The sequence below is a fragment of the Streptomyces sp. VNUA24 genome (assembly GCF_029167005.1).
Classification (GTDB): Bacteria; Actinomycetota; Actinomycetes; order Streptomycetales; family Streptomycetaceae; genus Streptomyces; species Streptomyces scabiei.
The window spans coordinates 8,784,251-8,805,699 of the sequence record NZ_CP119143.1; the positions used below are offsets into that span (position 1 = coordinate 8,784,251).

Below are 21,449 nucleotides of genomic sequence, written 5' to 3' on the forward strand. Positions count from 1 at the left end.
GTTGCTCAGTCAGCCGACCGGCCGATCGGCTGCCGGCGGATCCGCCGGTCTTCTTCTCAGGGCCGCCATCGCCACGGTGATGGCGGCCCCCGCCACTGCCCAGGCGGAGAGCACCAGCAGCGCGCCGGTGGTGTCGTTGCCCTCGAAGTAGGCGATCGAGCGGGCCACCCAGACGCCCGCGCCCGGGGGCAGTGCCGGGCCGATCGCCGCCCAGAACGGTGGCAGCAGCGGCGGCGGCAGCGCGCCGCCGGCGCTCGGGTTGCCCGCGATCACCACCAGCAGGACGGCCACGCCGATGCCCGCGATCCCGAAGACGCACTGGAGGGCCAGCGTGGCCGCGCCCACCGCGAAGACGATCAGTGCCCCCAGCCCCCACAGCGCCGCCACGCTGCCCGGCAGGGCGGTCAGGACCGGCCCGGCGATGACGGCGCCGCCGAGTCCGCCGACGATCGCGAACATGGCCAGGGCGGCCAGCCGGATGATGCCGCGCCGGATGTTGGTGGGCCGCGCCCCGGCGCTCATCGCCAGCGCCGACGCGCACAGATAGCCACCCACGCACCAGCCCACGACCAGGTAGAAGGACGTGAGCCCGTTGGCGTCCCCGGTATCGGCCGGGGCCACGTCCACCGTGCGCAGGGTGCGGCCCTCGGACCGCTCCAGCGCGGTGACGAGCGTGGCCAGCGCGGTGGCGAGGGAGCGGCCGCCCCCGGAGGCGACCAGCAGGGTGTCGGTGGTCCCGGCCGGGTCGATCAGCAGGGCGCCGTCGATCTCCCGGTCCAGGATCCGTTGGCGTGCCGCCGCCCGGTCGCTCACCGTGCGCGGGTCCAGCGGCTCGCCCGGCAGCTGCTCCAGCCGGTCCACCGCCTGCTCGGCCGCCGCGGCCCGCGGCGCGACCACGCCGAACGGCACGTCCCTGAGCTTCGGGTTGTGCAGCGCTCCCACGTACGAGGCGATGAAGAGCAGCTGCAGGGCGAGGACCCCGACGACGAGCAGGGTGGCCCGCGGGGTGATCCCGTCCTTGAGCTCCTCGACGAAGGATCTGGGGGCGGGGCCGGCCGTCTGTGTCATGTCCCCACGGTCTGGCGCGGGCGGTGTTTGCGCAGGTGGGGCGGGGCCGAATGGTTGTCGTACAGAAGTTCGAAAAGTGGTCTATGGTGGAGACGAGGGGGTAGTGAACTGATGTTCGAGCCGAGTGGCTGACGGGGACCGGGCGGGTGGCCGGTCGAGTGGTGGATCGAGTGCGGGAGGTGTGTGTGCCGGGGTTCACGCATCTGCGCACCGCCTCCGGTTTCTCGTTGCGTCACGGGGCCTCGCATCCGGAGCGGCTGGCCGAGCGTGCCGCCGAGCGGGGCATGGACGCCCTCGCGCTGACCGACCGGGACACCCTCGCGGGGGCCGTCCGGTTCGCCAAGGCGTGTGCCGGGGCCGGGATCCGTCCGCTGTTCGGGGCGGAGCTGGCGGTGGAGGTGCCCGAGGCCGCCGTACGCCGTGCGCGGCGGCGCGCGCCCGTGCGCGGGGGCGCCTTCCTCGACGAGTCGGCTCCCCGGGTGACGTTCCTCGCGCGCGAGGGTGCGACCGGCTGGGCCGAGCTATGCAGAATCGTTTCGGCGGCGCATGCGGACAGCCGCCCGGGCGGCGGCAGCGAGGTCCCGCCGCTGCTGCCCTGGTCGGAGTCGGCCGCCGAGGGCCTGACCGTGCTGCTGGGTCCCGCCTCCGACGTGGGGCGCGCGCTGGCCGCCGGGCGCCCCGACCGTGCCGCGAAGCTCCTGGTGCCCTGGCGGGAGAGGTACGGCGACGCGCTGCGGCTGGAGGCGGTGTGGCACGGCCGCGAGGGCACCGGCCCCGGTTCGCTGCGGCTGGCCGCCCGGACCGTCGGATTCGCCGCCGAGCAGCGCGTACGGCCCGTGCTCAGCAACGCCGTCCGGTACGCCGACCCCGGCATGGGGCCGGTCGCCGACGTCCTGGACGCGGCCCGGCGGCTCGTCCCCGTCGACCCCCGGGGCGAGCTGGACTCCGGCGAGGCATGGCTCAAGGGGGCCGACGCCATGCTGGGCGTCGCCGAGCGGGTCGTCGAGGCCGCCGGGTTCCGCCGCGACACCGCGCACCGGCTGCTGGAGCAGACCCGGGCCACGGCCGCCGAGTGCCTGGTCGACCCGGAGGACGACCTCGGCCTCGGCACCGTCCACTTCCCCGAGCCGCGCCTCGTCGGCGCGGGCCGCCGCACCGCCCAGCGGGCGCTCGCCTCACGGGCCGCGGCCGGGATGGTGCGGCACGGCTACGGCGCCCGGCGCGCCTACTGGGAGCGGATGCACCAGGAGCTGGACGTGATCGCCCACCACGGCTTCGCCTCCTACTTCCTGACGGTCGCCCAGGTCGTCGACGACGTACGGAGGATGGGCATCCGGGTCGCCGCGCGCGGCTCGGGCGCGGGTTCCCTGGTGAACCACCTCCTGGACATCGCGCACGCCGACCCCGTCGAGCACGGCCTGCTGATGGAGCGGTTCCTGTCCAGACGACGGGTCGCGCTGCCCGACATCGACATCGACGTGGAGTCCGCGCGCCGCCTGGAGGTCTACCGCGCGATCATCGGCCGCTTCGGCACCGAGCGGGTCGCGACCGTCGCGATGCCGGAGACGTACCGCGTCCGCCACGCCGTCCGCGACGTGGGCGCGGCCCTCTCCCTGGACCCCGCCGACATCGACCGGATCGCCAAGTCCTTCCCGCACATCCGGGCCCGCGACGCGCGGGCGGCACTCGACGAGCTGCCCGAGCTGCGGCAGTTGGCGGGGGAGAAGCAGCGGTACGGCCGGCTGTGGGAGCTGGTCGAGGCCCTCGACGCCCTCCCGCGCGGAGTCGCCATGCATCCGTGCGGGGTGCTCCTGTCCGACGCGTCCCTGCTGAGCCGTACGCCGGTGATGCCGACCAGCGGCGAGGGGCTGCCCATGTCCCAGTTCGACAAGGACGACGTGGAGGATCTCGGGCTGCTCAAGCTCGACGTGCTGGGCGTGCGGATGCAGTCGGCGATGGCGCACGCGGTGGCGGAGGTGGCGCGGGCCACGGGGGAGCGGGTCGACCTGGACGCGCTCGACTTCGAACGGGGGGAGGGCGACCCGGCGACGTACGAACTCATCCGCTCCACCGAGACGCTGGGCTGCTTCCAGATCGAGTCGCCGGGGCAGCGGGATCTGGTGGGGCGGCTCCAGCCGGCCACGTTCCACGACCTCGTGGTCGACATCTCCCTCTTCCGGCCCGGTCCGGTCGCCGCCGACATGGTGCGGCCGTTCATCGCGGCCCGGCACGGGCGGGCGCCGGTCCGCTACCCGCACGAGGATCTGGCGGAGCCGCTGCGGGAGACGTACGGCGTGGTCGTCTTCCACGAGCAGATCATCGACATCGTGCACCTCATGACCGGCTGCGGCCGGGACGAGGCGGACCGGGTGCGGCGCGGGCTGTCCGACCCGGAGTCGCAGGGGCGGATCCGGGTCTGGTTCGCGCAGCACGCCGCCGCGAAGGGGTACGACGCCGAGACGATCGGGCGGACCTGGGAGATCGTCGAGGCCTTCGGGTCGTACGGCTTCTGCAAGGCGCACGCGGTGGCGTTCGCGGTGCCGACGTACCAGTCGGCGTGGCTGAAGACGCACCATCCGGCGGCGTTCTACGCGGGGTTGCTCACGCACGACCCCGGGATGTACCCGAAGCGGCTGCTGCTCGCGGACGCGCGGCGGCGGGGGGTGCCGGTGCTGCCGCTGGACGTGAACCGGTCGGCGGTCGCCCATCGTATCGAACTGGTGTCTTATTCCCCTGCGGTGTGGGGGCTGCGGCTCGCGCTCTCCGATGTGCACGGGATCAGTGAGGCCGAGGCGGCGCGGATCGCGGACCGGCAGCCGTACGCCTCGCTGCTGGACTTCTGGGAGCGGGCGCGGCCGAGCCGGCCGCTCGCCCAGCGGCTGGCCCAGGTCGGCGCGTTGGACGCCTTCGGGGCCAACCGGCGTGATCTGCAACTGCACCTGACCGAGCTGCACCGGGGCGCCCGGGGTGCGGGCGGCGGGCAACTGCCGCTGTCCGGCGGTCGCAGGACCGCCCCCGCCGGGCTGCCGGACCTGTCCTCCGCCGAGCGGCTCAGCGCCGAGCTGGGCGTGCTGTCGATGGATGTCTCCCGCAATCTGATGGACGACCACCGGGCGTTCCTCGACGAGCTGGGCGTGGTGTCGGCGCGGCGGCTGCGCGAGACACGGCACGGGGAGACGGTCCTGGTCGCGGGCGCCAAGGCGGCGACCCAGACCCCGCCGATCCGCTCGGGCAAACGGGTCGTCTTCACCACCCTCGACGACGGCACCGGCCTGGTCGACCTCGCCTTCTTCGACGACTCCCACGACGCCTGCGCCCACACCGTCTTCCACTCCTGGCTGCTGCTGGTGCGCGGGGTGGTGCAGCGGCGCGGCCCGCGCAGCCTCAGCGTGGTGGGCGCCGCCGCCTGGAACCTCGCCGAGCTGGTGGAACTGCGGCGCGAGGGCGGCCTCGACGCGGTGGCCCCCCGGCTGGCGGAACCCGTGGACACCGGTGACGCCTCCGAGGACGCGGCCTCGGGCGGCGGCCGGCGCGGTGACCCCGGCCGGCGGATCCGCATGTCCACCGGCTATCAGCTGAATCCATGGGCCGATCTGCGGCCCGCGGGCGAAGAGCCCTCGCAAGGTCCTTCTCGGATACGGAAGTTGTGGCACCAGAGTCCAGGGAGTGCGGGATGACCATCCTCTGTGTACGTTTCCAGCTGCCGCCGAAGTACGAGGCCGCGCTGCCCGGTCTCCTCGGTGTGGTCGAGGACTTCACCCCGGTCGTCCAGGCGCTGCCGCCGGACGGGGCACTGGCCGATCTGCGGGGCGCCGAACGGTACTTCGGCCGGGACGCCGGGGAGCTGGCCCGGCTGATCCGGGTCCGCGCCCTCGCGCTGTACGGCGTCGACTGCCTGATCGGCGCCGGACCAGGGCCGCTGACCGCACGGCTGGCGCTGGGTGCGGCGGCGCCCGGGTCGCCGTGCGCGGTGCCCGAGGACCTCGTCGTGGACTTCCTCGCCGAACTGCCCGTCGCCGCACTGCCCGGCGTCGGCACCGCGACCGCCCGCACCCTGGGCGAGTACGGCCTGGAGACCCTCGGCGCCGTCGCCCACGCCCCCCTGTCCACGCTCCAGCGCCTGGTCGGGGCGAGGACCGGCCGCGACCTGCACGAGAAGGCCAACGGCGTCGACCGGGGCCGGGTCGTACCGAACGCCGTCGCAAGCTCACTCGCGACCGAACAGACCTTCTCCCGCGACGAGTTGAACCCGGACCGGCACCGCCGCGCCCTGCTCGCCGGCGCCGTGGAACTGGGCTCCCGGCTGCGCGCCCTGGAGAAGGTCTGCCGCACCCTGACCCTCACCGTCCGCTACGCCGACCGGTCCTCGACCACCCGCACCCGCACCCTGAAGGAGCCGACCGCGCACTCCCCGGCGCTGACCTCGACGGCCTACGCCCTGTACGACGCGCTCGGCCTGCAGCGGGCCCGTGTCCGCGCGATCGCCCTGCGCGCCGAGGGCCTCACCCCCGCCGACCGGGCCTCCCACCAGCTCGCCTTCGACCCCGTCGACGAGAAGGTCCGCCGTATCGAGGAGGTCGCCGACCGGGCCCGGGCGAAGTTCGGTCCCCATGCGGTGATGCCGGGCACGCTGGCCGCGTAACCGCCTTCGTGCGGCGGTCAGTTGGCCCACGGGGGCACGATCCGGGTGCCGTCGGCCAGCTCCGCCTCCAGGCCGAGGGAGGTGGCGACCCAGGTGACGGCGGTCTCCGCGGCCGGGTTCTCGACGGTGAGGGTGGCCCCCGCGTTGACGATCAGGGTGTCACCGGCCGCGACCCGTTCGGTGCGGCCGTCCAGGGTGACCACCAACTCGCCGCTGAGCAGATGCAGGATCTCCTCCCTGGTGACGGTGTGCGCGGGCGCCTTGGTCCCCGGTGGGATCTCGCCCCGCCAGGCGGCCAGTTCCCGGCTGCCGGTGCGCGGGGTGGCGTACGAGACGAAACGGGCGCCGTGGATCTCGTGGGTGACGGCTTCGGACGGACGGACGACAGGCATAGGGGCCTCCTGGGGCATGGAAGGTGACTGGATGGTCAAGCTGCTTGACCATCCGTCCATATGGTCAAGCAGCTTGACCAATGGGTCAAGGGTGTTTCAATGCAGGCGTGCAGAACTCCGAGGCCCTGGCTCTGACCGCCGCCCTGCTCGCCGCCGCCGGCGACCTGACGCGCCGCATCGACGAGAGGGTCGCCGCCCGCGGCTTCCAGGCGCGGCCCTCGTACGGCTTCGCGTTCGCCCGGCTCGCCCCGGACGGGGCGACGGTCACCGACCTCGCCGCCCATCTCGGGGTGACCAAGCAGGCGGCCAGTCAGCTCGTCGAGGAGCTGGTGCGCAAGGGGTACGTCGAGCGGCGGCCGCACCCCGCCGACGCGCGGGCCCGCCTGGTCGTGCTGACCGGGCACGGGTGGGCCTGCACCCGCGCGGCGGAGGAGGCGGCGGCCGAGGTCGTCGCGGAGTGGGCCGAATCGCTCGGCGGGGAGGGTGAGGTGCGGGCGTTGCGCGACCGGCTGGCGCGGATCGCGCCGTACGGTCCGATCAGGCCCGCCTGGTGACGATCCCGCGTCACGTGTCAGTGTTCCCGACCTTCACTTGAAGTTTTTACTGACGCGTAACTTCCCACTTTTTCTACTCGCCCGTAACTTGGCGAAGAAGAACAGCATCCTCGTGATCCGGATCACAGGGCGTACGCCGTCGCACATCCCTTGAGCCGCAAGGAGATCACTCGATGCTGCCCTGGAAGCGCCTGATCAGACCGCTGGCCGCCCTGTGCCTGGCCGCCGCGGCCACCGTCGTCCCCGCCACCGCCGCCCGGGCCGCCGACACGGCCGCCGCACCCGGCCGTGGCTGGAACGACTACTCCTGCAAACCCTCCAGCGCCCACCCCCGCCCCGTGGTCCTCGTCCACGGAACGTTCGCGAACTCCGTCGACAACTGGCTGGGCCTCGCGCCGTACCTCGTGAACCGGGGCTACTGCGTCTACTCCCTCGACTATGGCCAACTCCCCGGCGTCGCCTTCTTCAACGGCCTCGGCCCGATCGAGAAGTCGGCGGAACAGCTCGACGCCTTCGTCGACCGTGTGCTCGCCGCCACCGGCGCCGCCGAGGCCGACCTCGTCGGTCACTCGCAGGGCGGCATGATGCCCCGCTACTACCTCAAGTTCCTCGGCGGAGCCGCGGAGGTGAACGCCCTCGTCGGCATCGCCCCCTCCAACCACGGCACCACCCTGAACGGCCTCACCGGACTTCTTCAGTACTTCCCCGGCGCCGGCGACCTGTTGTCCGGCGCGACCCCGGCCCTCGCCGACCAGGTGGTCGGCTCCCCGTTCCTGACCAAGCTCAACGCGGGCGGCGACACCGTCCCCGGCGTCACGTACACGGTCCTCGCCACCAAGTACGACGAGGTGGTCACCCCCTACCGGTCCCAGTTCCTCAGCGGACCGAACGTGCGCAACATCGTCATCCAGGACCTCTGCGCGCTCGACCTCTCCGAGCACGCGGCGATCGGACTCCTCGACCGCATCGCGTTCCACGAGGTCGTCAACGCCCTCGACCCGGCCCACGCCACCCCGACGACCTGCCTCTCGGTCGCCGGCTGACACGTGTGCGTACGCACCGCCGGGGCCGCCCCGCGGTGCGTACGCGTGCTGCCGGGGCCTGTCCGGCCTGAGCCGCCCGACAGGCCCCGGAGGTTCGCGCGGCCTTGGAACCGGCTCCGAAGTCGGCTCCGGGACCGGTCCCGGGCGTCGGGGACGATCAGCAAACTAGCCCCGGGAAACCGTGGAATCGCCTGTTCGGGGCGGGTGCGGCCGATCTTTATGGTGGCGTTAAGGATGGGCTAACCGAGGGCTCAGGAAAGGGGGTTCGGTCCGGCCGGTGATCCTTCTCTTACCTCCGCGCGGAACAATGCGGTCGCTCGCGTCGGTTGATGACCGGTCGAGGACCAGTCGCCCAGAGGAATGAGGAGCGCCCATGACCGCCGTACGCGGAACCACCGTGGACATCACCACCGAGGACGGCACGGCCGACGCCTACCTGGTCCACCCCGACGACGACGCCGCGCATCCGGCGGTCCTGTTCTACATGGACGCGTTCGGGCTGCGGCCCCATCTGCGGGGAATGGCCGACCGGCTGGCCGGTGCCGGGTACACGGTCCTCGTGCCGAACGTCTTCTACCGGTCGGGGCGGACCCCGGTGTTCGACCTGCCCGAGTTCATCGACCCGGCGGCACGGCCGGAGATATGGGGGCAGATCCTCCCGGCCATGCAGGCACTGACCCCCGAGCTCGCGCTGCGCGACGCGCCGGCCTACCTGGACACGCTGGCCGGCAGTCCGCGGGCCGCCGTCGGGCCCGTCGGGATCACGGGGTACTGCATGGGCACCCGGCTCGCCCTGCACACCGCCGGTGCCTTCCCGGAACGGGTCGCCGCCGCGGCCGGCTTCCACGGCGGGGGTCTGGCCACCGACGCGCCCGACAGCCCGCACCTGGCGGTGGCCCGGATCACCGCCGAGGTGTACCTCGGCCACGCCGACGAGGACCCGTCCCTGCCGCCGGAGCAGATCGCTCTGCTCGACAAGGCGCTCACCGAGGCGGGGGTCCGCCACCGCACCGAGGTCTACACGGGTGCCTCGCACGGCTACACCCAGGCCGACACCGCCGCCTACGACGCCGAGGCGACGGCACGCCACTGGACCGCGCTGCTGGACCTGCTGGACCGCAACCTGAAGCGGGCCTGACCCGGACCCGGGCCGCACGCGAAGGTGCCCTCGGTCCGGCCGAGGGCACCGACCCGGTCCGCGGTGACGCGGAGAGGTGGTGCGGGGGCAGCGACGGGCGGTCAGCCGTCCGGCCACCAGGTGCGCGCGATGTCCTTGCGGACTTCCCCGCGCTCGACGGGACGTTCCTCGGCCTCGTCCCGCACCCGGCGGGAGGTGGACTTCCTCAGGGGCTTCTGCACGGTCGTACGGCGCATGGCTGCCTCCTTGCGTCTACCGGGTTCCGCTTTTTCACGGAGGTAGACCCTTTCCGGGAGCGTTACTCATCGTTCGTGCTGTGTCAGTGGCGGCTGTCACCATCGGGACTGTCAGTGGCAGGTGTCACTCTGGCGGCATGACCAACATCGACGACGGTGAAACCTCCCCGGCCCTGCGAACACCGGACGACGCGGCGGCAGATGACCCTCCGGGAGCCGTCGACTGGGACGCGCAGGCCCCCTCTTTCGACGACGAACCCGATCACGGCCTGCGGGAACCCGCCGTCCGGGAGGCCTGGGCGGCCCGCCTGCGGGACTGGCTGCCGAACCGGGGCTGCGACGTGCTGGACCTCGGCTGCGGCACCGGGAGCCTGTCACTCCTCGCCACCGAGCAGGGCCACCGGGTGACCGGGGTCGACGCCTCCCCGGCCATGGTCGCCCTCGCGCGCGCCAAACTCGCCGGACGCCCCGCGGTGTTCCTCGTCGGGGACGCGGCGGCCCCGCCCGTGGGGGAGGAACGCTTCGACACGGTCCTCGTCCGTCATGTGCTGTGGACGCTGCCCGACCCGGGCCGCGCCCTGCGCCACTGGTGCGGCCTGCTGCGGCCCGGAGGCCGCCTCGTCCTGGTCGAGGGCGTGTGGGGCACGCTCTCCCCGGTCGGCATACCCGCCGAGCGGCTGCACGGGCTGGTGGCCCCGCTGGTCGCCGACGCGGAGGTCGTACGGCTCGGGCACGACTCAGCGCTCTGGGGGAGGGAGGTCGAGGACGAGCGGTACGCGGTGGTGGCCCGGCTGTGACCGGCTAGGCCAGCAGCGACTCCAGGCCGCCCGCCACGGTGGCGACCACCTCCAGTTCGTCGAGGGCCGCCACGGCCGCCGCCGCGGCCTGCGGGTCGCTCGCCGTGAGCCCGCTCTCCTCGAACTCGTCCTCGTCCAGCCGCAGCACGTCCGTACCGTCGGCGGAGCGCCACAGGTCCAGGTCGAGGTCCTCGACGACGAGTTCCCCGCCCGAGAGCGTGGCGGGCCTGGTGATGTCGCAGTACCAGCCCTTCAGCACGCCCCGGGCGTCCCTGACCTCCTTCACGGCGTACCACCGGTCGCGCCAGTAGTACTCGGTGAACACGTCACCGGGCTCGAAGCGTACGAAGCCGAAGTCGCGTACGCCCTCGCTCGCCCAGGCGGCGCGGACCACCACCCGCGTGCCGTCGTCGCTCACCAGCCGCGCGGGGTAACGGATTTTCGTCCGGCCCGCCTTGAGCAGGACGACCTCCACCTCCACCGTCGGCTCAGCCGAGTTCACGGACATACCGCACCTCCGTCGCACAGACCTCGTATCCGAACCATGTGTTGACCGCGAGCATCGGGCCGTTGCCGGTGTCGTTGCCCGTGAACGCCTCCGTGCAGCCGGCGGCCCGCGCGCGGTGCAGGGAGGCGTTCTTGGCGAGCTTGGCCAGACCCCGGCCGCGGAAGGCGCGGGCGGTGCCCGTCATCCCCGTGAAGTAGCGGTCCCGGCCGTCGGTGCGCACCGCGGTGAACGCGACGGGTGCGCCGTCCACGACGACCACCGTGCTCAGGGCGTGGTCCAGGAGGGGGTGACGGTAGGTCTCCGCGAGCCACGACTCGTAGTCGTCGAACTCCGCCGCGAGATCGCCGGGTTCGTCCGCCGTGACCTCCGCGTCCAGGTCGAACAGGGGGCGCGGGTCGTCGGCGTAGTCGGCGGCCGTCCGCAGCTCCACGCCCGGGGGCGGGTCCGCGAGCGGGGGGAGGGTGCCGTGGGCCAGGTCCAGCCGGAGGAAGTGCGCGGAGCGGCTGGGCGTGTAGCCGCGCCGCTCCGCGAACGCCCGGTTCTCGGGGGTGTCCAGCACCCAGGTCAGCAGCCGCTGCGCCCCCGCCGCCGCCAGCCGTTCCTCGGCGGCGCGCACCAGGAGCCCGCCGGCACCCCGGCGCGCCCGGTCCGGGTGCACGTACACGTTCAGGTAGCCCTGGTCCGGTACGGGGCTGTCGTCGGCGATGCCCAGCTGCGCGGTGCCGATCACCTCGCCGTCCGCCTCGGCCACCAACTGTTGGTAGTGGGCCTCGGGAGCCGCGTGGGTCACGTCGTGCAGCAGGGACTCGGGGGTGCTGACCATGAAGGGCAGGGCCCGGCGCCGTACGTCGACGAAGGCCGCGGCGTCCACGGGGTCGGCGGCGCGGAGGGCGCGCACGATCACTGTCATGGGTGCGCACGCTACGGGCCCGCACGGGCGGGCTGCCTCCGAATTTCCGCCGGGTACGGGACAATCGCCGCGTGACCTTGAAGATTCGCATCGTGGAGGGGGGCGCGCCCTACGAGCAGGTGCGCGCCCAGATCTCGGAGCAGGCTCGCTCCGGTGTGCTGCCCGTGGGGTACCGGCTGCCGACCGTACGGGGGCTCGCCGAGCAGCTCGGGCTCGCGGCCAACACCGTCGCCAAGGCGTACCGGGCGCTGGAGACGGACGGGGTGATCGAGACGCGGGGGCGCAACGGCACGTTCGTGGCGGCCGCCGGCTCGGCCGCGGAGCGCGAGGCCGCGGCGGCCGCCGGAGCGTACGCGGAGCGCGTGCGCCGGCTCGGCCTCGACGAGGCGGAGGCGCTGGCGGTGGCCCGGGACGCGCTGCGGGCCGCGTACGCGGAGTAGCGCCCCGGGCGGGGCCCACGGAAGGGGGCTCAGGTCCGCGCCGCCCTTCGCGGTTCCGGTGTGCGGGTCGGCCGCAGGCCCGCGCCGCGTGCCGCGCTCGCGAACGCCGTCGCGTCCCGTACGGCCGCCGCGTGGGGGTCGTTGTTGAAGTACACGTAGGCGTCGGCGGTGGCGGGCCAGGTGTCGGCGATGCGGTGGGCCCAGGTCGTCAGGGCCTGGCGGCCGTAGTGGGGCCAGGGGCGGGCCCGGCCCTGGTGGAGGCGGAGGTAGCACCAGTCGGTGGTGCGCCACAGCGGGGTCGCCGGGCGGGACCGGGTGTCGGCCCAGCACAGGGCCGCGCCGCGGGACTCCAGCACTTCACGGACCTCGGGGGTCCACCAGGAGTCGTGGCGGGGCTCGACCGCGATCCGGGTGCCGGAGGGGAAGCAGGCCAGGCAGGCACGCAGGAGGTCCGCGTCGGCCCGCAGGGTCGGTGGCAGCTGGAGCAGGACCGGGCCCAGCCGGTCGCCGAGGCCCTCCGCGTGGCTCATCAGGCGGTGCACCGGTTCCCCGGGGTCCCGCAGCCGCTTGATGTGGGTCAGGTACCGGCTCGCCTTGACCGCGACCACGAAGTCCGCCGGCACCCTCTCCCGCCACGCCGCGAAGTTCTCCCGCGTCGGCAGCCGGTAGAACGCGTTGTTGAGCTCGACCGTGGCGAAGCGGGCCGCGTACTCCTCCAGCCACAGCCGGGTGGGACAGCCCTGCGGGTAGAGGGCGCCGCGCCAGTCCTTGTACTGCCACCCCGACGTGCCGACGAACAAGGTCATACATCCATGAAAACACCGAAGTGCGACCGCCCACGACGACGCCCGCGGGCGGTCGCCTACAGATACAGGCCCGCGTCCGCCCCGCCCCTCGGCTCCGGCAGCGATGTCGGTGACGTGCCGCGGCGCAGCGCGTACAGCTCGGCCAGGGTCGCGCCCTCGCGGCCGACGCCCTCCTCGGTGCCGAGCCAGCCCACCGCCTCCGCGCGGGTCAGCGCGCCCACCTCGATCCGGGCCAGACAGCGGCCGGGGCGCACCACGGCGGGGTGCAGGCGCTCCAGGTCCTCGTTGGTGGTGACGCCGACCAGGACGTTGCGGCCCTGCCCGAGGAGGCCGTCCGTGAGGTTCAGCAGCCGGGAGAGGGCCTGGCCCGCCGTGTGCTTGGCCTCGCCGCGGATCAGTTCGTCGCAGTCCTCCAGGAGCAGCAGCCGCCAGCGGCCCTTGCCGTTCGTGTCGTCCTCGCCGATGGCGATGTCCATCAGATAGCCGACGTCGGAGAACAGCCGCTCGGGGTCCAGGACGCAGTCGACCTGACACCAGTCCCGCCAGGAACGGGCCAGCGTGCGCAGGGCGGAGGTCTTGCCCGTGCCGGGCGGGCCGTGCAGCAGCAGGAGGCGGCCCGCGATGTCCTCGGGGGTCGTCTTCATCAGCCGGTCCATCGCGTCCGCCACCGGCGCGGTGTAGTTCGGCCGCACCTCTTCCCAGGTGCCCGCCGAGATCTGCCGGGTCGTGCGGTGCGGGCCCCGGCGCGGCGAGACGTACCAGAAGCCCATCGTCACGTTCTCCGGCTGCGGTTCGGGCTCGTCGGCCGCGCCGTCGGTGGCCTGGCCGAGCACCTTCTGGGCCAGCTCGGCGGTGGTCGCGGTGACCGTGACGTCGGCGCCCCTGTTCCAGCGGGAGACCAGGACGGTCCAGCCGTCGCCCTCGGCGAGGGTCGCGCTGCGGTCGTCGTCCCGTGCGGCGCGCAGGACACGGGCGCCCGGCGGCAGCAGGGTGGCACCGGACCGTACCCGGTCGATGTTCGCCGCGTGCGCGTACGGCTGCTCGCCCGTCGCGAAACGGCCGAGGAACAGCGCGTCGACGACATCGGACGGTGAGTCGCTGTCGTCGACGGTGAGCCGGATCGGCAGTGCGTCGTGCGGGTTGGCAGACATGGCGCCATGATCCGTCACCGGGGGCTCCCCGCGCACCCGCTTTCCGCGGCGCGCCGCCGGGCACGGGAGTTCCCCGGAGGAGGCGCGCGCCTCCTCCGGGGAACCCCTGTTCACGCGGGGGTGGTTGTCGTCACGGGACGATCTGCAGCAGACGGTTCGGGGAACCGGTCCCCGGGCCGGTGACCTTGCCGGTGACGGCACCGGCGGTCAGGGCCGAGGCGACCTGGGCCGGGGTGGCCGAGGGGTGCCCGGCCAGGTAGACCGCGGCCGCGCCCGCGACGTGCGGGGTGGCCATCGAGGTGCCCGAGATGGTGTTGGTCGCGGTGTCGCTGGTGTACCAGCCGGCCGTGATCGACGAACCGGGGGCGAAGATGTCCAGGACCGAGCCGTAGTTGGAGTAGCTCGCCCGCGCGTCGGTGCTGGTGGTGGCGCCGACCGTGATCGCCTCGGTGACACGGGCCGGGGAGTACGAGGAGGCGTTGGCGTTGCTGTTGCCGGCCGCGACGGCGTAGGTCACCCCGCTCGATATGGAATTGCGGACGGCCGTGTCGATGGCGGTGGAGGCACCGCCGCCGAGCGACAGGTTGGCGACGGACGGGCCGCTGTGGTTCGCGGTCACCCAGTCGATGCCCGCGACGACGCCGGCCGTGGTGCCGGAACCGGCGTTGTTGAGCACCCGCACGGCCACGATCTTCGCCTGCTTGGCGATGCCGTAGGTCGAGCCCGCGATGGTGGACGCCACGTGGGTGCCGTGGCCGTTGCCGTCCTGCGCGACGTTGTCGCCGTCCACGGCGTCGTAGCCGTTGACCGCCCGGCCGCCGAACTGGGAGTGCGAGATGCGTACGCCGGTGTCGATGACGTACGCCGTCACGCCGCCGCCCGCGCTGTCGGGGTAGGTGTACGTGCCGGAGAGCGGCAGCGACGCCTGGTCGGAACGGTCCAGGCCCCAGGGGGCGTTCGACTGGGTGGCGTCGGCGGTGAAGACCTGGTTCTGCTCCACGGAGGCGATCGCCGGGTCGGCGGCCAGTCTCCTGGCCTCGGCCGCGGACAGCTCGGCCGCGTAGCCGTTGAGCGCGGACCGGAAGGTCCGCTTCACCGTGCCGCCGTAGCCTTCGACGAGGTCCTTGCCCGCACCCGACGCGGACTTGAGCCCCGAGCCCTTCTTGAGCGTGACGATGTAGCTGCCCTTGACGGCGGTGGGGGAGCCGGCCGCGAGCACCCTGCCCTCGGCCGGGGCGGCCTGGGCGGGGAGGGCGGTGAGGCCGCCGAGCAGGGCGGCGGTCGCCACGGCGGTGACGGCGGCGACACGGATGTTCTCGATACGCAGGTGTGCCATTACGAGGGGTTCCTCCTCATGGGCGGCGCGCGCCCGGATGGGGGCGCGCGTCTGTGGGGGATGCGTGCGTACGCGCACACATGGCCTGGAGCGTCGCGTTCCGTTCCCGGCCGAACAGCAGCCTGGGCGATGGACGGCAAGCGGCTCAAGAGAGTTGACGCCTTGTCATGTTTCTGTCACACGCAGGCAATCGAGCGGACGTGGAGCGGGGTGGGTGTGCCCGGTTGCGGACCGGAAAGTATTGACATGAACACTTCCGATCAACACGCGTAGTTGCTACGACGGTTGAGGCAGAGATCCTGCTAAAGGGAGGTTCCATGAGACGTTCCCGACTTGCGGCATACCTGACCTCACTCCTCCTCGCCGCCGGCGCCGCCCTCACCGGGGCCGCGACGGCGCACGCGTCCCAACAGGCCGCCGCCACCGGCTATGTGGCGCTCGGAGACTCCTACTCCTCGGGCGTCGGCGCGGGGAGCTACCTCTCCTCCAGCGGCGACTGCAAGCGCAGCACGAAGGCCTACCCGTACCTCTGGGCGGCCGCGAACTCACCCTCGTCCTTCCACTTCACGGCCTGCTCGGGCGCCCGAACGGGTGATGTTCTGGCGAACCAGCTGGCACCGCTCGGCCCGGGCACGGGGCTGGTCTCCGTGAGCGTCGGCGGCAACGACGCCGGCTTCGCCGACGTGATGACCACCTGCGTGCTGCAGTCCGACAGCTCCTGCCTCGCACGCATCAACACCGCGAAGGCGTACGTCGACTCGACCCTCCCCGGCCGGCTCGACGAGGTCTACTCGGCGATCAGCGCCAAGGCACCGGCCGCCCACGTGGTGGTGCTCGGCTACCCCCGCTTCTACCAGCTCGGCGGCACCTGCCCCGGCCTCTCGCAGGCCAAGCGGTCCGCCATCAACAACGCGGCCGACTACCTGAACACCGCGATCGCCAAGCGCGCCGCCGACCACGGCTTCACCTTCGGCGACGTCCGCTCCGCGTTCACCGGGCACGAACTGTGCTCGGGCAGCGCGTGGCTGCACAGCCTCAACCTGCTGAACGTGGGCGAGTCCTACCACCCGAAGGCCGCCGGGCAGTCGGGAGGCTATCTGCCGGTCTTCAGGAACGCCGCCTGACCGCTCCGTCCCGGACCCCGGTGAGGGCACCGGCCTCGTCGTCGTAGTCGGCGTCGGAGTCGCTGTACTCGCCGGGGTTCTCCCCGTCGTCGGGGGAGGTCCCGCCCGTGGTCGGGGGCTCGGACTCGCACGTCACCGAGAACGCCACGGAGTTGGACTTCTTGTTCACCGGGCCGCGGACCTCGACGCCGATCTCGTCCTCGTGACTGTCGTTCGTCGAGACGACGACCTGGTCCCGTCTGGTCTTCTCGCCGCCGGCCGGGAAGGACAGCGTCTTCCAGCCGCTGTCGTCGATCCGGCCGTTCTTCGCCACCCACCGGTACTGGACCTCCACGGGGACGCTGCCCACGGTGAACGTCGCGGTGAAGCTGGGCACCCGGCCCTCGGGGGGCGGACAGGCGCCGGTGTAATCGGTGTTCGTGCCCGTCACCGTCACCTCGACCGACTGCGCCGGCGGCTTGGTGGTCGGCTTCTCCTCGGGCGTCTCGGACGGGGTCTCGCTCTCGTCGTCCGTGGTCCCGCCGCCGGGCTCCTCCTCGCCCGTACCGCCGTCCGTCGTCCCGCCGTCGGTCCCGCCCACCGTGCCCGCCCCGTTGGTGGGGGTGCCGTCCTTCGCGCCGTCGTCACGGTTGACCCAGGCGTACGTCAGTCCGGCGACGGCGAGGGCGATCGCCGCGATACCGGCGACCAGGAAGACGAGGGCGCGGCGGTCGCGCCCCGGGCCTCCGGCCGGCACCGCGGAGGGGTGCGTCACGGCGGCCGGGACGGGACCGGGCGGGGTCGGCGCCCCGTACCGGTTCGTGCCCCGTCCCGCGTCCGCGGCGGGGAAGGCGGCCACCGTCGGGTCGTACGGCCCCGACGCCGGCGTGTCGGAGCGCGTGGTGCCCGCGCCCGCCGGCGTACCGCCCGCGCCGATGATCCGCAGGTCCCGCTCCGCCTGCTCGGCGGGTGTCCGCTCGGCCGGGTCCTTGCGCAGCAGCCCCTCGATCACCGGGGCCAGCGGACCGGCCCGGTGCGGCGGCGGAAGCTCCTCGTCGACGACCGCGCGCAAGGTGCTCAGCGGGGTGTTCTGCCGGAAGGGGGAGTTGCCCTCGACCGCCGCGTACAGCAGCACGCCGAGCGACCACAGGTCCGACTCGGGGCCGAAGGCGCGGCCGAGCGCGCGTTCGGGGGCGAGGAACTCGGGGGAGCCGATGACCTCGCCCGTCATGGTCAGCGCGGAGCTGCCCTCGACCGTCGCGATACCGAAGTCGGTGAGGACGACCCGGCCGTCGTTGGACATCAGCACGTTGGCCGGCTTCACGTCCCGGTGCAGCACCCCGGCCTCGTGCGCGGCGCGCAGCGCGGACAGCACCTCGGCGCCGATGTGCGCGGCGCGCCGGGGGTCCAGCGGGCCCTCGGCGTCCAGGAGGTCGGCGAGCGACACCCCGCGCACCAGCTCCATCACGATCCACGGGCGGCCGTCCTCCATGGCCACGTCGTACACGGTGACCACATTGCGGTTGGCGACCCGGGCGGCCGCCCACGCCTCGCGCTCCAGCCGGGCGTACATCCGCTCGACGTCGGACGCCGGGATCCCGCCCGGCGCCTTCACCTCCTTGACGGCGACCTCGCGGTGCAGCACCTCGTCACGGGCCCGCCACACGGTGCCCATGCCGCCCTCGCCCAGCGGGGTCAGCAGCCGGTACCGGCCCGCGATCACCCGTTCACTGCCCGGTTCTTCGGACACGGCCATCCCCCGTCACTCGCATCCGTCCGACATCTCCACTCCGAGCGATATCCCCACAAAAGTAGCTCAGCCGAGGGCGGATGTTGCCCCCCTGAACACCAAACCAGCCCCCAGGGCGACAACCAGCAGGGCCGACGCCAGCGGCACGGTCCGGCGCACCAGCGCGGCCGTCGGCCCGCCGAGCCGGCCCTCGCCGCGGTCCATCACCCGCGTCACCCAGCCGCCCGCCTTCACGACGGCGTACCCGGCCGCCGTCAGCGTGAGAGCCAGCCCGATGCCGTACGCCACCACGAGCAGCAGCCCGAACCACGCCTTGCCCAGCGCCGCCGCGCCCACCAGGACGACCACGGCCGACGGGCTCGGCACCATGCCGCCCGCGAAGCCGAGCAGGATCGTGCCGCGCAGGGTGGGGGCGGTGGGGTGGGTGTGGGTGAAGCCGCCGTGGGTGTGCGTGACGCCGCCGCCGAAGAGGGAGCTCTTCCGGCCGGAGGCGTGCTCGTGGTCGTGGCTGTGGGTCTCGGCCGGTGCGTGGTCGTGGGTGTGGGTGTGGGGCGCGACCGACGCGTGGGTGTGGGCGTGGGCGGTCGACGGGGCGGCCAGGACGAGTTCGCGGTCGGGCTCGGGCGCGTGGTCGTGCGTGGAGGAGTGGTCCTCGCCGTGACTGTGCGAGTGGTCGTGGTCGTGATGGTGGTGCTCGTGCTCGTGCGGGTGCGTGTGGCCGTGTCCGTGGTCGTGCGTGTGGCTGTGGTCGTGACCGTGTGTCTTCGCCTGTGTGAGCGTCAGCTTGCGGTTCAGCCAGGCGCGCCGGGCGAGCGTCACGCCCGCGCCCATCACGAACAGGCCGCTCGCGATGCCCAGCCAGGTGATCACGGACGGGGCGGCGGCGGAGCCGGCGAGGACGAGGAGGCCGAGGGCGACGACGCCCAGGGTGTGGGTGACCGTCACGGACGCGGCCATGGGCAGCACGTCCCGCATCCGGGCCCGGTCGCGGGCGGCGGCCGTCGCGGCCATCAGGGTCTTGCCGTGACCCGGGCCGAGCGCGTGCATGGCGCCCAGGAACATGGCGATGCCGAAGGCCAGGGCGCCGAAGCCGAGGGTGAGGTCGTGGCTGGAGACCAGGTCGTCCAGGGCCCTGGTCCAGCGGTCCGCGCCCCGCGGCAGGATCGAGGCGCCGGGTGCGTCGCCGCGCTGCTCGGCCAGCGCCGGGCCGCCCGGCTTCACCTGGAGCGAGGCCGTCGCCGTGTCCTCCGGCGACTGCAGCAACTCCTCGGGGTAGCTGGTGAGCCGCTTCGAGACCGACTCCTCGGGCACGTCCGACCCGGTCAGGGTCGTCCGGTCGCCCTGTGCGGTGACCTCGCGCCAGCCGGGCCCGGAGTCGACGGCCGCGTGGAAGCGCACGTCGACGGCCCGGTCGGGCAGCGCGGCCGTCAGCCGGCACTCCACGCGCAGCGTCTTCAGCCCCGCCTGGCCGGGCCGTTCCTCGGCCCGGCTCGACCCGACCCGCACGTCGACGGCGTTCCCGTCGACGGTGACCTCGCTGCCTCCGGCGGCCTTCTCGCACCGCTCCCGGGCCCAGTCGTCCGTGCCCTGCCGCTCGATGGCGGGCGCGGCCTGGGTCGCCGGGATCTCCGCGAGGTCCTCGACATGGAGGATCCTCAGCTGCCCGGGGGCGGCGACCAGACCGTCGTAGCGGTTGACGGTGAAGTTGCCGAGCGGGTGCGCGCTCGCCGTCCCGGTGGGGACGAGGACGAGTGCGCAGGCGGCCGTGAAGACCGCCGTGCCGGAGGCGAACAGGCGCCGGGGCGTGATCACTTGGCGGTCTCCAGAGCCTTCAGGGTCTTACGTGCCTGGGCCGCGCCGAGCGGCGAGAAGCCCGCGTTGAGGTCGAGCGCCTCCTTCAGCGAGGCCCTGGCCTTCCTCCGGTCTCCGGCCGCGTTCTCGACCATGCCCCGGTGGTACAGGAACGTCGCGTCCCGGTAGCCGGTGGCGGTGGCGCGGCGGGCGTACGGCAGGGCCTCGTCGTCGCGGCCGTTGACGTGCAGGGCCCAGGCGAGGGCGTCCGCGGTGTGGACCGTCTCGCGGCGCTTCCACTCGGCCTCGGCGGCCTTGAGCGCGGCCTTGCGGTCGCCGTGGTCGGCGGCGGCCAGCGCGGTGTCGAGATCGGCGTTGACGCCGTAGGACCGGGCGATGGCGGTGTAGGCGTCCACCAGCGCGTACTGGTCGCGGGCCTTGGCCTTGTCGCCCCTGGCCTCGTACAGCTCGCCGAGGACGACGAGCGGTCCCGGCAGCGGATAGGAGGCCACGACCTGCTCCAGGCCGCGGATCGCCTGCGCGGTGTCGCCGCTCGCGGCCTGCGCGCGGGCGCGGCCCTCCAGCGCGGGGAGGTAGGTGTCGTCGGCGCCGAGGGCGCGTGCGTAGTGGGCGAGCGCCGCCTTGTAGTCGCCCTGCCGCCAGGAGAGCTGGCCGAGCTGGGTGGCCACGTAGGCGATGTCACCCCGGCCGGCCGCCGAGTCCAGGGCCAGGTTCAGGACCCGGCGGGCCGTCTTCACGTCGCCGCGCAGCTCGTGGACGTAGGCGTACCGCGTGAACACCGGGATGCCGGGGCGGCGGGCGTCGGCGAGCTTCACGGCCTTCAGCGCGTCGTCGTAGCGGCCCAGTTCGACCAGGGCGTCGACGCGGCTGCACAACGCCCGCTCGCTGTAGGGGTTCTCCTTCAGGGCCCGGTCCGCGTACTTCAGCGCGTCGCCGAACTCGTGGCGGGCGGCGGCGAGGGCGGCCAGGCCCGCGAGCGCCGGGTCGTTGTCCGGCCGCAGCTTCAGCGACCGCCGCAGGGCCTTCTCGGCCTGGGGGTAGCGGGAGGAGTCGCCCTTGACGCGGGCCTGCTCGACGTAGGCGAGGCCGAGCGTGGACCAGGAGCCGAAGTCCTTGGGCTGTTCCTTGAGGTGGGCCTGGAGCAGCTTGACGCCCGTGTCGAGGTCGCCGTGGGAGAGCTGGGCGGCCGAGACTCCCGGCGAGGTGGAGACGGCCACCGTGGCCCGGTCGTCGTCCTTGGCCCCGAGCGCCACGGCGAACCCGGTGAACGCGACGGCCAGCGCGGCCGCGCACGCGGTGAGCCGCGCCGCCCGCCGCCGCGCGGACTCGGGCCGCCGTCCGCGCCCGGACCCGACGGGCACCGGCCCTGGCCCGGCCGCGGTGGCATCGGCCGGGACGGTGTCCGGCTCCGCGTCGGCCGCGGAGAGAGCGGAGGAGGAGGCGTCGGACGCGGCGTCGGCCCCGGTGGCACCGGAAGGGGAGACGCCGGCAGAGGGCGTGCCGGGAGAGGGCACATCGGCAGAGGACAGGTCAGGAGAGGACACGTCCGCCGAGGACCCGTCGGGTCCGGCGGCGGGGGCGGACGGGGCGGAGGCGGACGCGGCGGGGGCGCCGTCGCCGGCCTCGGCCTCGGGAGCCCCTTCGCCGGGACGCGGACGCCCGTCCTGCGACGCGCTGTCGTTCGTACGCGGGGACATGCCCTCTCCTCAACATCCTTGCCGAGCGCGGTGTTCGTGATCGTGGGGCGCGGCCCGCACCGTGGG

The 21,449-nt window shown here is 73.5% G+C and carries 19 protein-coding genes; 8 read left to right on the forward strand and 11 right to left on the reverse strand.

What is annotated here, in order from left to right:
• Positions 1-9: 9 nt before the first annotated feature.
• Positions 10-1,068, reverse strand: a complete 1,059-nt coding sequence (locus PYR72_RS37720) for a DUF3533 domain-containing protein (RefSeq protein ID WP_275459458.1) — start codon at positions 1,066-1,068, stop codon at positions 10-12.
• Positions 1,069-1,253: 185 nt separating this feature from the next.
• Here PYR72_RS37720 and PYR72_RS37725 point away from each other — a divergent pair, with 185 nt between their 5' ends.
• Together PYR72_RS37725 and PYR72_RS37730 are read left to right on the forward strand one after the other, a co-directional pair.
• The gene (locus PYR72_RS37725; RefSeq protein ID WP_275459459.1) at positions 1,254-4,745 is read left to right on the forward strand and encodes a DNA polymerase III subunit alpha; all 3,492 of its coding nucleotides are present in this window, start codon (positions 1,254-1,256) and stop codon (positions 4,743-4,745) included.
• Complete coding sequence (locus PYR72_RS37730) at positions 4,742-5,710, forward strand: hypothetical protein (protein WP_275459460.1); 969 nt, start codon at positions 4,742-4,744, stop codon at positions 5,708-5,710. The genes PYR72_RS37725 and PYR72_RS37730 overlap by 4 nt, the downstream gene beginning before the upstream one ends.
• Before the next feature lie 17 nt (positions 5,711-5,727).
• Here the strand turns inward: PYR72_RS37730 and PYR72_RS37735 are convergent, their stop codons facing one another.
• Entirely contained in the window at positions 5,728-6,102 is a 375-nt protein-coding gene (locus PYR72_RS37735; protein ID WP_275459461.1) for a cupin domain-containing protein, read from the reverse strand.
• Positions 6,103-6,209: 107 nt separating this feature from the next.
• Here PYR72_RS37735 and PYR72_RS37740 point away from each other — a divergent pair, with 107 nt between their 5' ends.
• The 3 genes from PYR72_RS37740 (at position 6,210) to PYR72_RS37750 (ending at position 8,837) form a co-directional block, all read left to right on the forward strand.
• Positions 6,210-6,656 carry a MarR family winged helix-turn-helix transcriptional regulator gene (locus PYR72_RS37740; protein ID WP_275459462.1) on the forward strand — a complete coding sequence of 149 codons (447 nt, stop codon included), beginning with the start codon at positions 6,210-6,212 and terminating at the stop codon, positions 6,654-6,656.
• A gap of 173 nt (positions 6,657-6,829) precedes the next feature.
• Entirely contained in the window at positions 6,830-7,699 is an 870-nt protein-coding gene (locus tag PYR72_RS37745; RefSeq protein ID WP_275459463.1) for an alpha/beta fold hydrolase, read from the forward strand.
• Between the two features lie 373 nt (positions 7,700-8,072).
• Positions 8,073-8,837 (forward strand): dienelactone hydrolase family protein, encoded by a 765-nt coding sequence (locus PYR72_RS37750; RefSeq protein ID WP_275459464.1) that lies wholly within the window; start codon positions 8,073-8,075, stop codon positions 8,835-8,837.
• Positions 8,838-8,938: 101 nt separating this feature from the next.
• Here the strand turns inward: PYR72_RS37750 and PYR72_RS37755 are convergent, their stop codons facing one another.
• Positions 8,939-9,073, reverse strand: coding sequence for a hypothetical protein (locus PYR72_RS37755; protein ID WP_275459465.1), 135 nt, complete (start codon positions 9,071-9,073; stop codon positions 8,939-8,941).
• Between the two features lie 137 nt (positions 9,074-9,210).
• Here PYR72_RS37755 and PYR72_RS37760 point away from each other — a divergent pair, with 137 nt between their 5' ends.
• Complete coding sequence (locus PYR72_RS37760) at positions 9,211-9,870, forward strand: class I SAM-dependent methyltransferase (RefSeq protein ID WP_275459466.1); 660 nt, start codon at positions 9,211-9,213, stop codon at positions 9,868-9,870.
• A 4-nt stretch (positions 9,871-9,874) separates the two neighbouring features.
• On the opposite strand, the gene PYR72_RS37765 is transcribed toward PYR72_RS37760, so the two are convergent.
• Both PYR72_RS37765 and PYR72_RS37770 read right to left on the reverse strand, forming a co-directional pair.
• The gene (locus PYR72_RS37765) at positions 9,875-10,378 is read right to left on the reverse strand and encodes a DUF402 domain-containing protein (RefSeq protein WP_275459467.1); all 504 of its coding nucleotides are present in this window, start codon (positions 10,376-10,378) and stop codon (positions 9,875-9,877) included.
• Positions 10,359-11,288 (reverse strand): GNAT family N-acetyltransferase, encoded by a 930-nt coding sequence (locus tag PYR72_RS37770; RefSeq protein ID WP_275459468.1) that lies wholly within the window; start codon positions 11,286-11,288, stop codon positions 10,359-10,361. The genes PYR72_RS37765 and PYR72_RS37770 overlap by 20 nt, the downstream gene beginning before the upstream one ends.
• Before the next feature lie 71 nt (positions 11,289-11,359).
• Here PYR72_RS37770 and PYR72_RS37775 point away from each other — a divergent pair, with 71 nt between their 5' ends.
• On the forward strand, positions 11,360-11,728 hold the full coding sequence (locus PYR72_RS37775) for a GntR family transcriptional regulator (RefSeq protein WP_275459469.1): 369 nt from the start codon (positions 11,360-11,362) through the stop codon (positions 11,726-11,728).
• A gap of 29 nt (positions 11,729-11,757) precedes the next feature.
• Here the strand turns inward: PYR72_RS37775 and PYR72_RS37780 are convergent, their stop codons facing one another.
• The 3 genes from PYR72_RS37780 to PYR72_RS37790 all read right to left on the reverse strand — a co-directional run bounded on the left by PYR72_RS37780 (position 11,758) and on the right by PYR72_RS37790 (position 15,021).
• Positions 11,758-12,534, reverse strand: coding sequence for a DUF72 domain-containing protein (locus tag PYR72_RS37780; RefSeq protein WP_275459470.1), 777 nt, complete (start codon positions 12,532-12,534; stop codon positions 11,758-11,760).
• Between the two features lie 56 nt (positions 12,535-12,590).
• A complete protein-coding gene (locus PYR72_RS37785) occupies positions 12,591-13,685 on the reverse strand; it encodes a DUF5925 domain-containing protein (protein WP_275459471.1) in 1,095 nt (364 codons plus the stop codon).
• A gap of 130 nt (positions 13,686-13,815) precedes the next feature.
• Entirely contained in the window at positions 13,816-15,021 is a 1,206-nt protein-coding gene (locus PYR72_RS37790) for a S8 family peptidase (protein ID WP_275459472.1), read from the reverse strand.
• 317 nt (positions 15,022-15,338) lie between these two features.
• Between PYR72_RS37790 and PYR72_RS37795 the strand changes: the two genes are divergently transcribed.
• Positions 15,339-16,145: an SGNH/GDSL hydrolase family protein gene (locus PYR72_RS37795; RefSeq protein WP_275459473.1), complete on the forward strand. Its 807-nt coding sequence runs from the start codon at positions 15,339-15,341 to the stop codon at positions 16,143-16,145.
• Here the strand turns inward: PYR72_RS37795 and PYR72_RS37800 are convergent.
• From PYR72_RS37800 to PYR72_RS37810, 3 genes are read right to left on the reverse strand one after another with little or no spacing between them, the layout of a single operon-like run.
• On the reverse strand, positions 16,129-17,880 hold the full coding sequence (locus tag PYR72_RS37800; protein WP_275459474.1) for a serine/threonine-protein kinase: 1,752 nt from the start codon (positions 17,878-17,880) through the stop codon (positions 16,129-16,131). The two genes, PYR72_RS37795 and PYR72_RS37800, sit on opposite strands and share 17 nt — an antisense overlap.
• 60 nt (positions 17,881-17,940) lie before the next feature.
• Positions 17,941-19,686 (reverse strand): nickel transporter, encoded by a 1,746-nt coding sequence (locus PYR72_RS37805; RefSeq protein WP_275459475.1) that lies wholly within the window; start codon positions 19,684-19,686, stop codon positions 17,941-17,943.
• A complete protein-coding gene (locus PYR72_RS37810; RefSeq protein WP_275459476.1) occupies positions 19,683-21,383 on the reverse strand; it encodes a tetratricopeptide repeat protein in 1,701 nt (566 codons plus the stop codon). The genes PYR72_RS37805 and PYR72_RS37810 overlap by 4 nt, the downstream gene beginning before the upstream one ends.
• Between the last annotated feature and the right edge of the window lie 66 nt (positions 21,384-21,449).

Bases quoted from the DNA above. Each gene is read 5' to 3' on its own strand.
- PYR72_RS37730 (WP_275459460.1), top strand. From the start codon at position 4,742: ATGACCATCCTCTGTGTACGTTTCCAGCTGCCGCCGAAGTACGAGGCC.
- PYR72_RS37780 (WP_275459470.1), bottom strand. From the start codon at position 12,534: ATGACCTTGTTCGTCGGCACGTCGGGGTGGCAGTACAAGGACTGGCGC.
- PYR72_RS37755 (WP_275459465.1), bottom strand. From the start codon at position 9,073: ATGCGCCGTACGACCGTGCAGAAGCCCCTGAGGAAGTCCACCTCCCGC.
- PYR72_RS37750 (WP_275459464.1), top strand. From the start codon at position 8,073: ATGACCGCCGTACGCGGAACCACCGTGGACATCACCACCGAGGACGGC.
- PYR72_RS37760 (WP_275459466.1), top strand. From the start codon at position 9,211: ATGACCAACATCGACGACGGTGAAACCTCCCCGGCCCTGCGAACACCG.
- PYR72_RS37720 (WP_275459458.1), bottom strand. From the start codon at position 1,068: ATGACACAGACGGCCGGCCCCGCCCCCAGATCCTTCGTCGAGGAGCTC.
- PYR72_RS37785 (WP_275459471.1), bottom strand. From the start codon at position 13,685: ATGTCTGCCAACCCGCACGACGCACTGCCGATCCGGCTCACCGTCGAC.
- PYR72_RS37790 (WP_275459472.1), bottom strand. From the start codon at position 15,021: ATGGCACACCTGCGTATCGAGAACATCCGTGTCGCCGCCGTCACCGCC.
- PYR72_RS37745 (WP_275459463.1), top strand. From the start codon at position 6,830: ATGCTGCCCTGGAAGCGCCTGATCAGACCGCTGGCCGCCCTGTGCCTG.
- PYR72_RS37810 (WP_275459476.1), bottom strand. From the start codon at position 21,383: ATGTCCCCGCGTACGAACGACAGCGCGTCGCAGGACGGGCGTCCGCGT.
- PYR72_RS37770 (WP_275459468.1), bottom strand. From the start codon at position 11,288: ATGACAGTGATCGTGCGCGCCCTCCGCGCCGCCGACCCCGTGGACGCC.
- PYR72_RS37795 (WP_275459473.1), top strand. From the start codon at position 15,339: ATGAGACGTTCCCGACTTGCGGCATACCTGACCTCACTCCTCCTCGCC.
- PYR72_RS37735 (WP_275459461.1), bottom strand. From the start codon at position 6,102: ATGCCTGTCGTCCGTCCGTCCGAAGCCGTCACCCACGAGATCCACGGC.
- PYR72_RS37765 (WP_275459467.1), bottom strand. From the start codon at position 10,378: ATGTCCGTGAACTCGGCTGAGCCGACGGTGGAGGTGGAGGTCGTCCTG.
- PYR72_RS37800 (WP_275459474.1), bottom strand. From the start codon at position 17,880: ATGGCCGTGTCCGAAGAACCGGGCAGTGAACGGGTGATCGCGGGCCGG.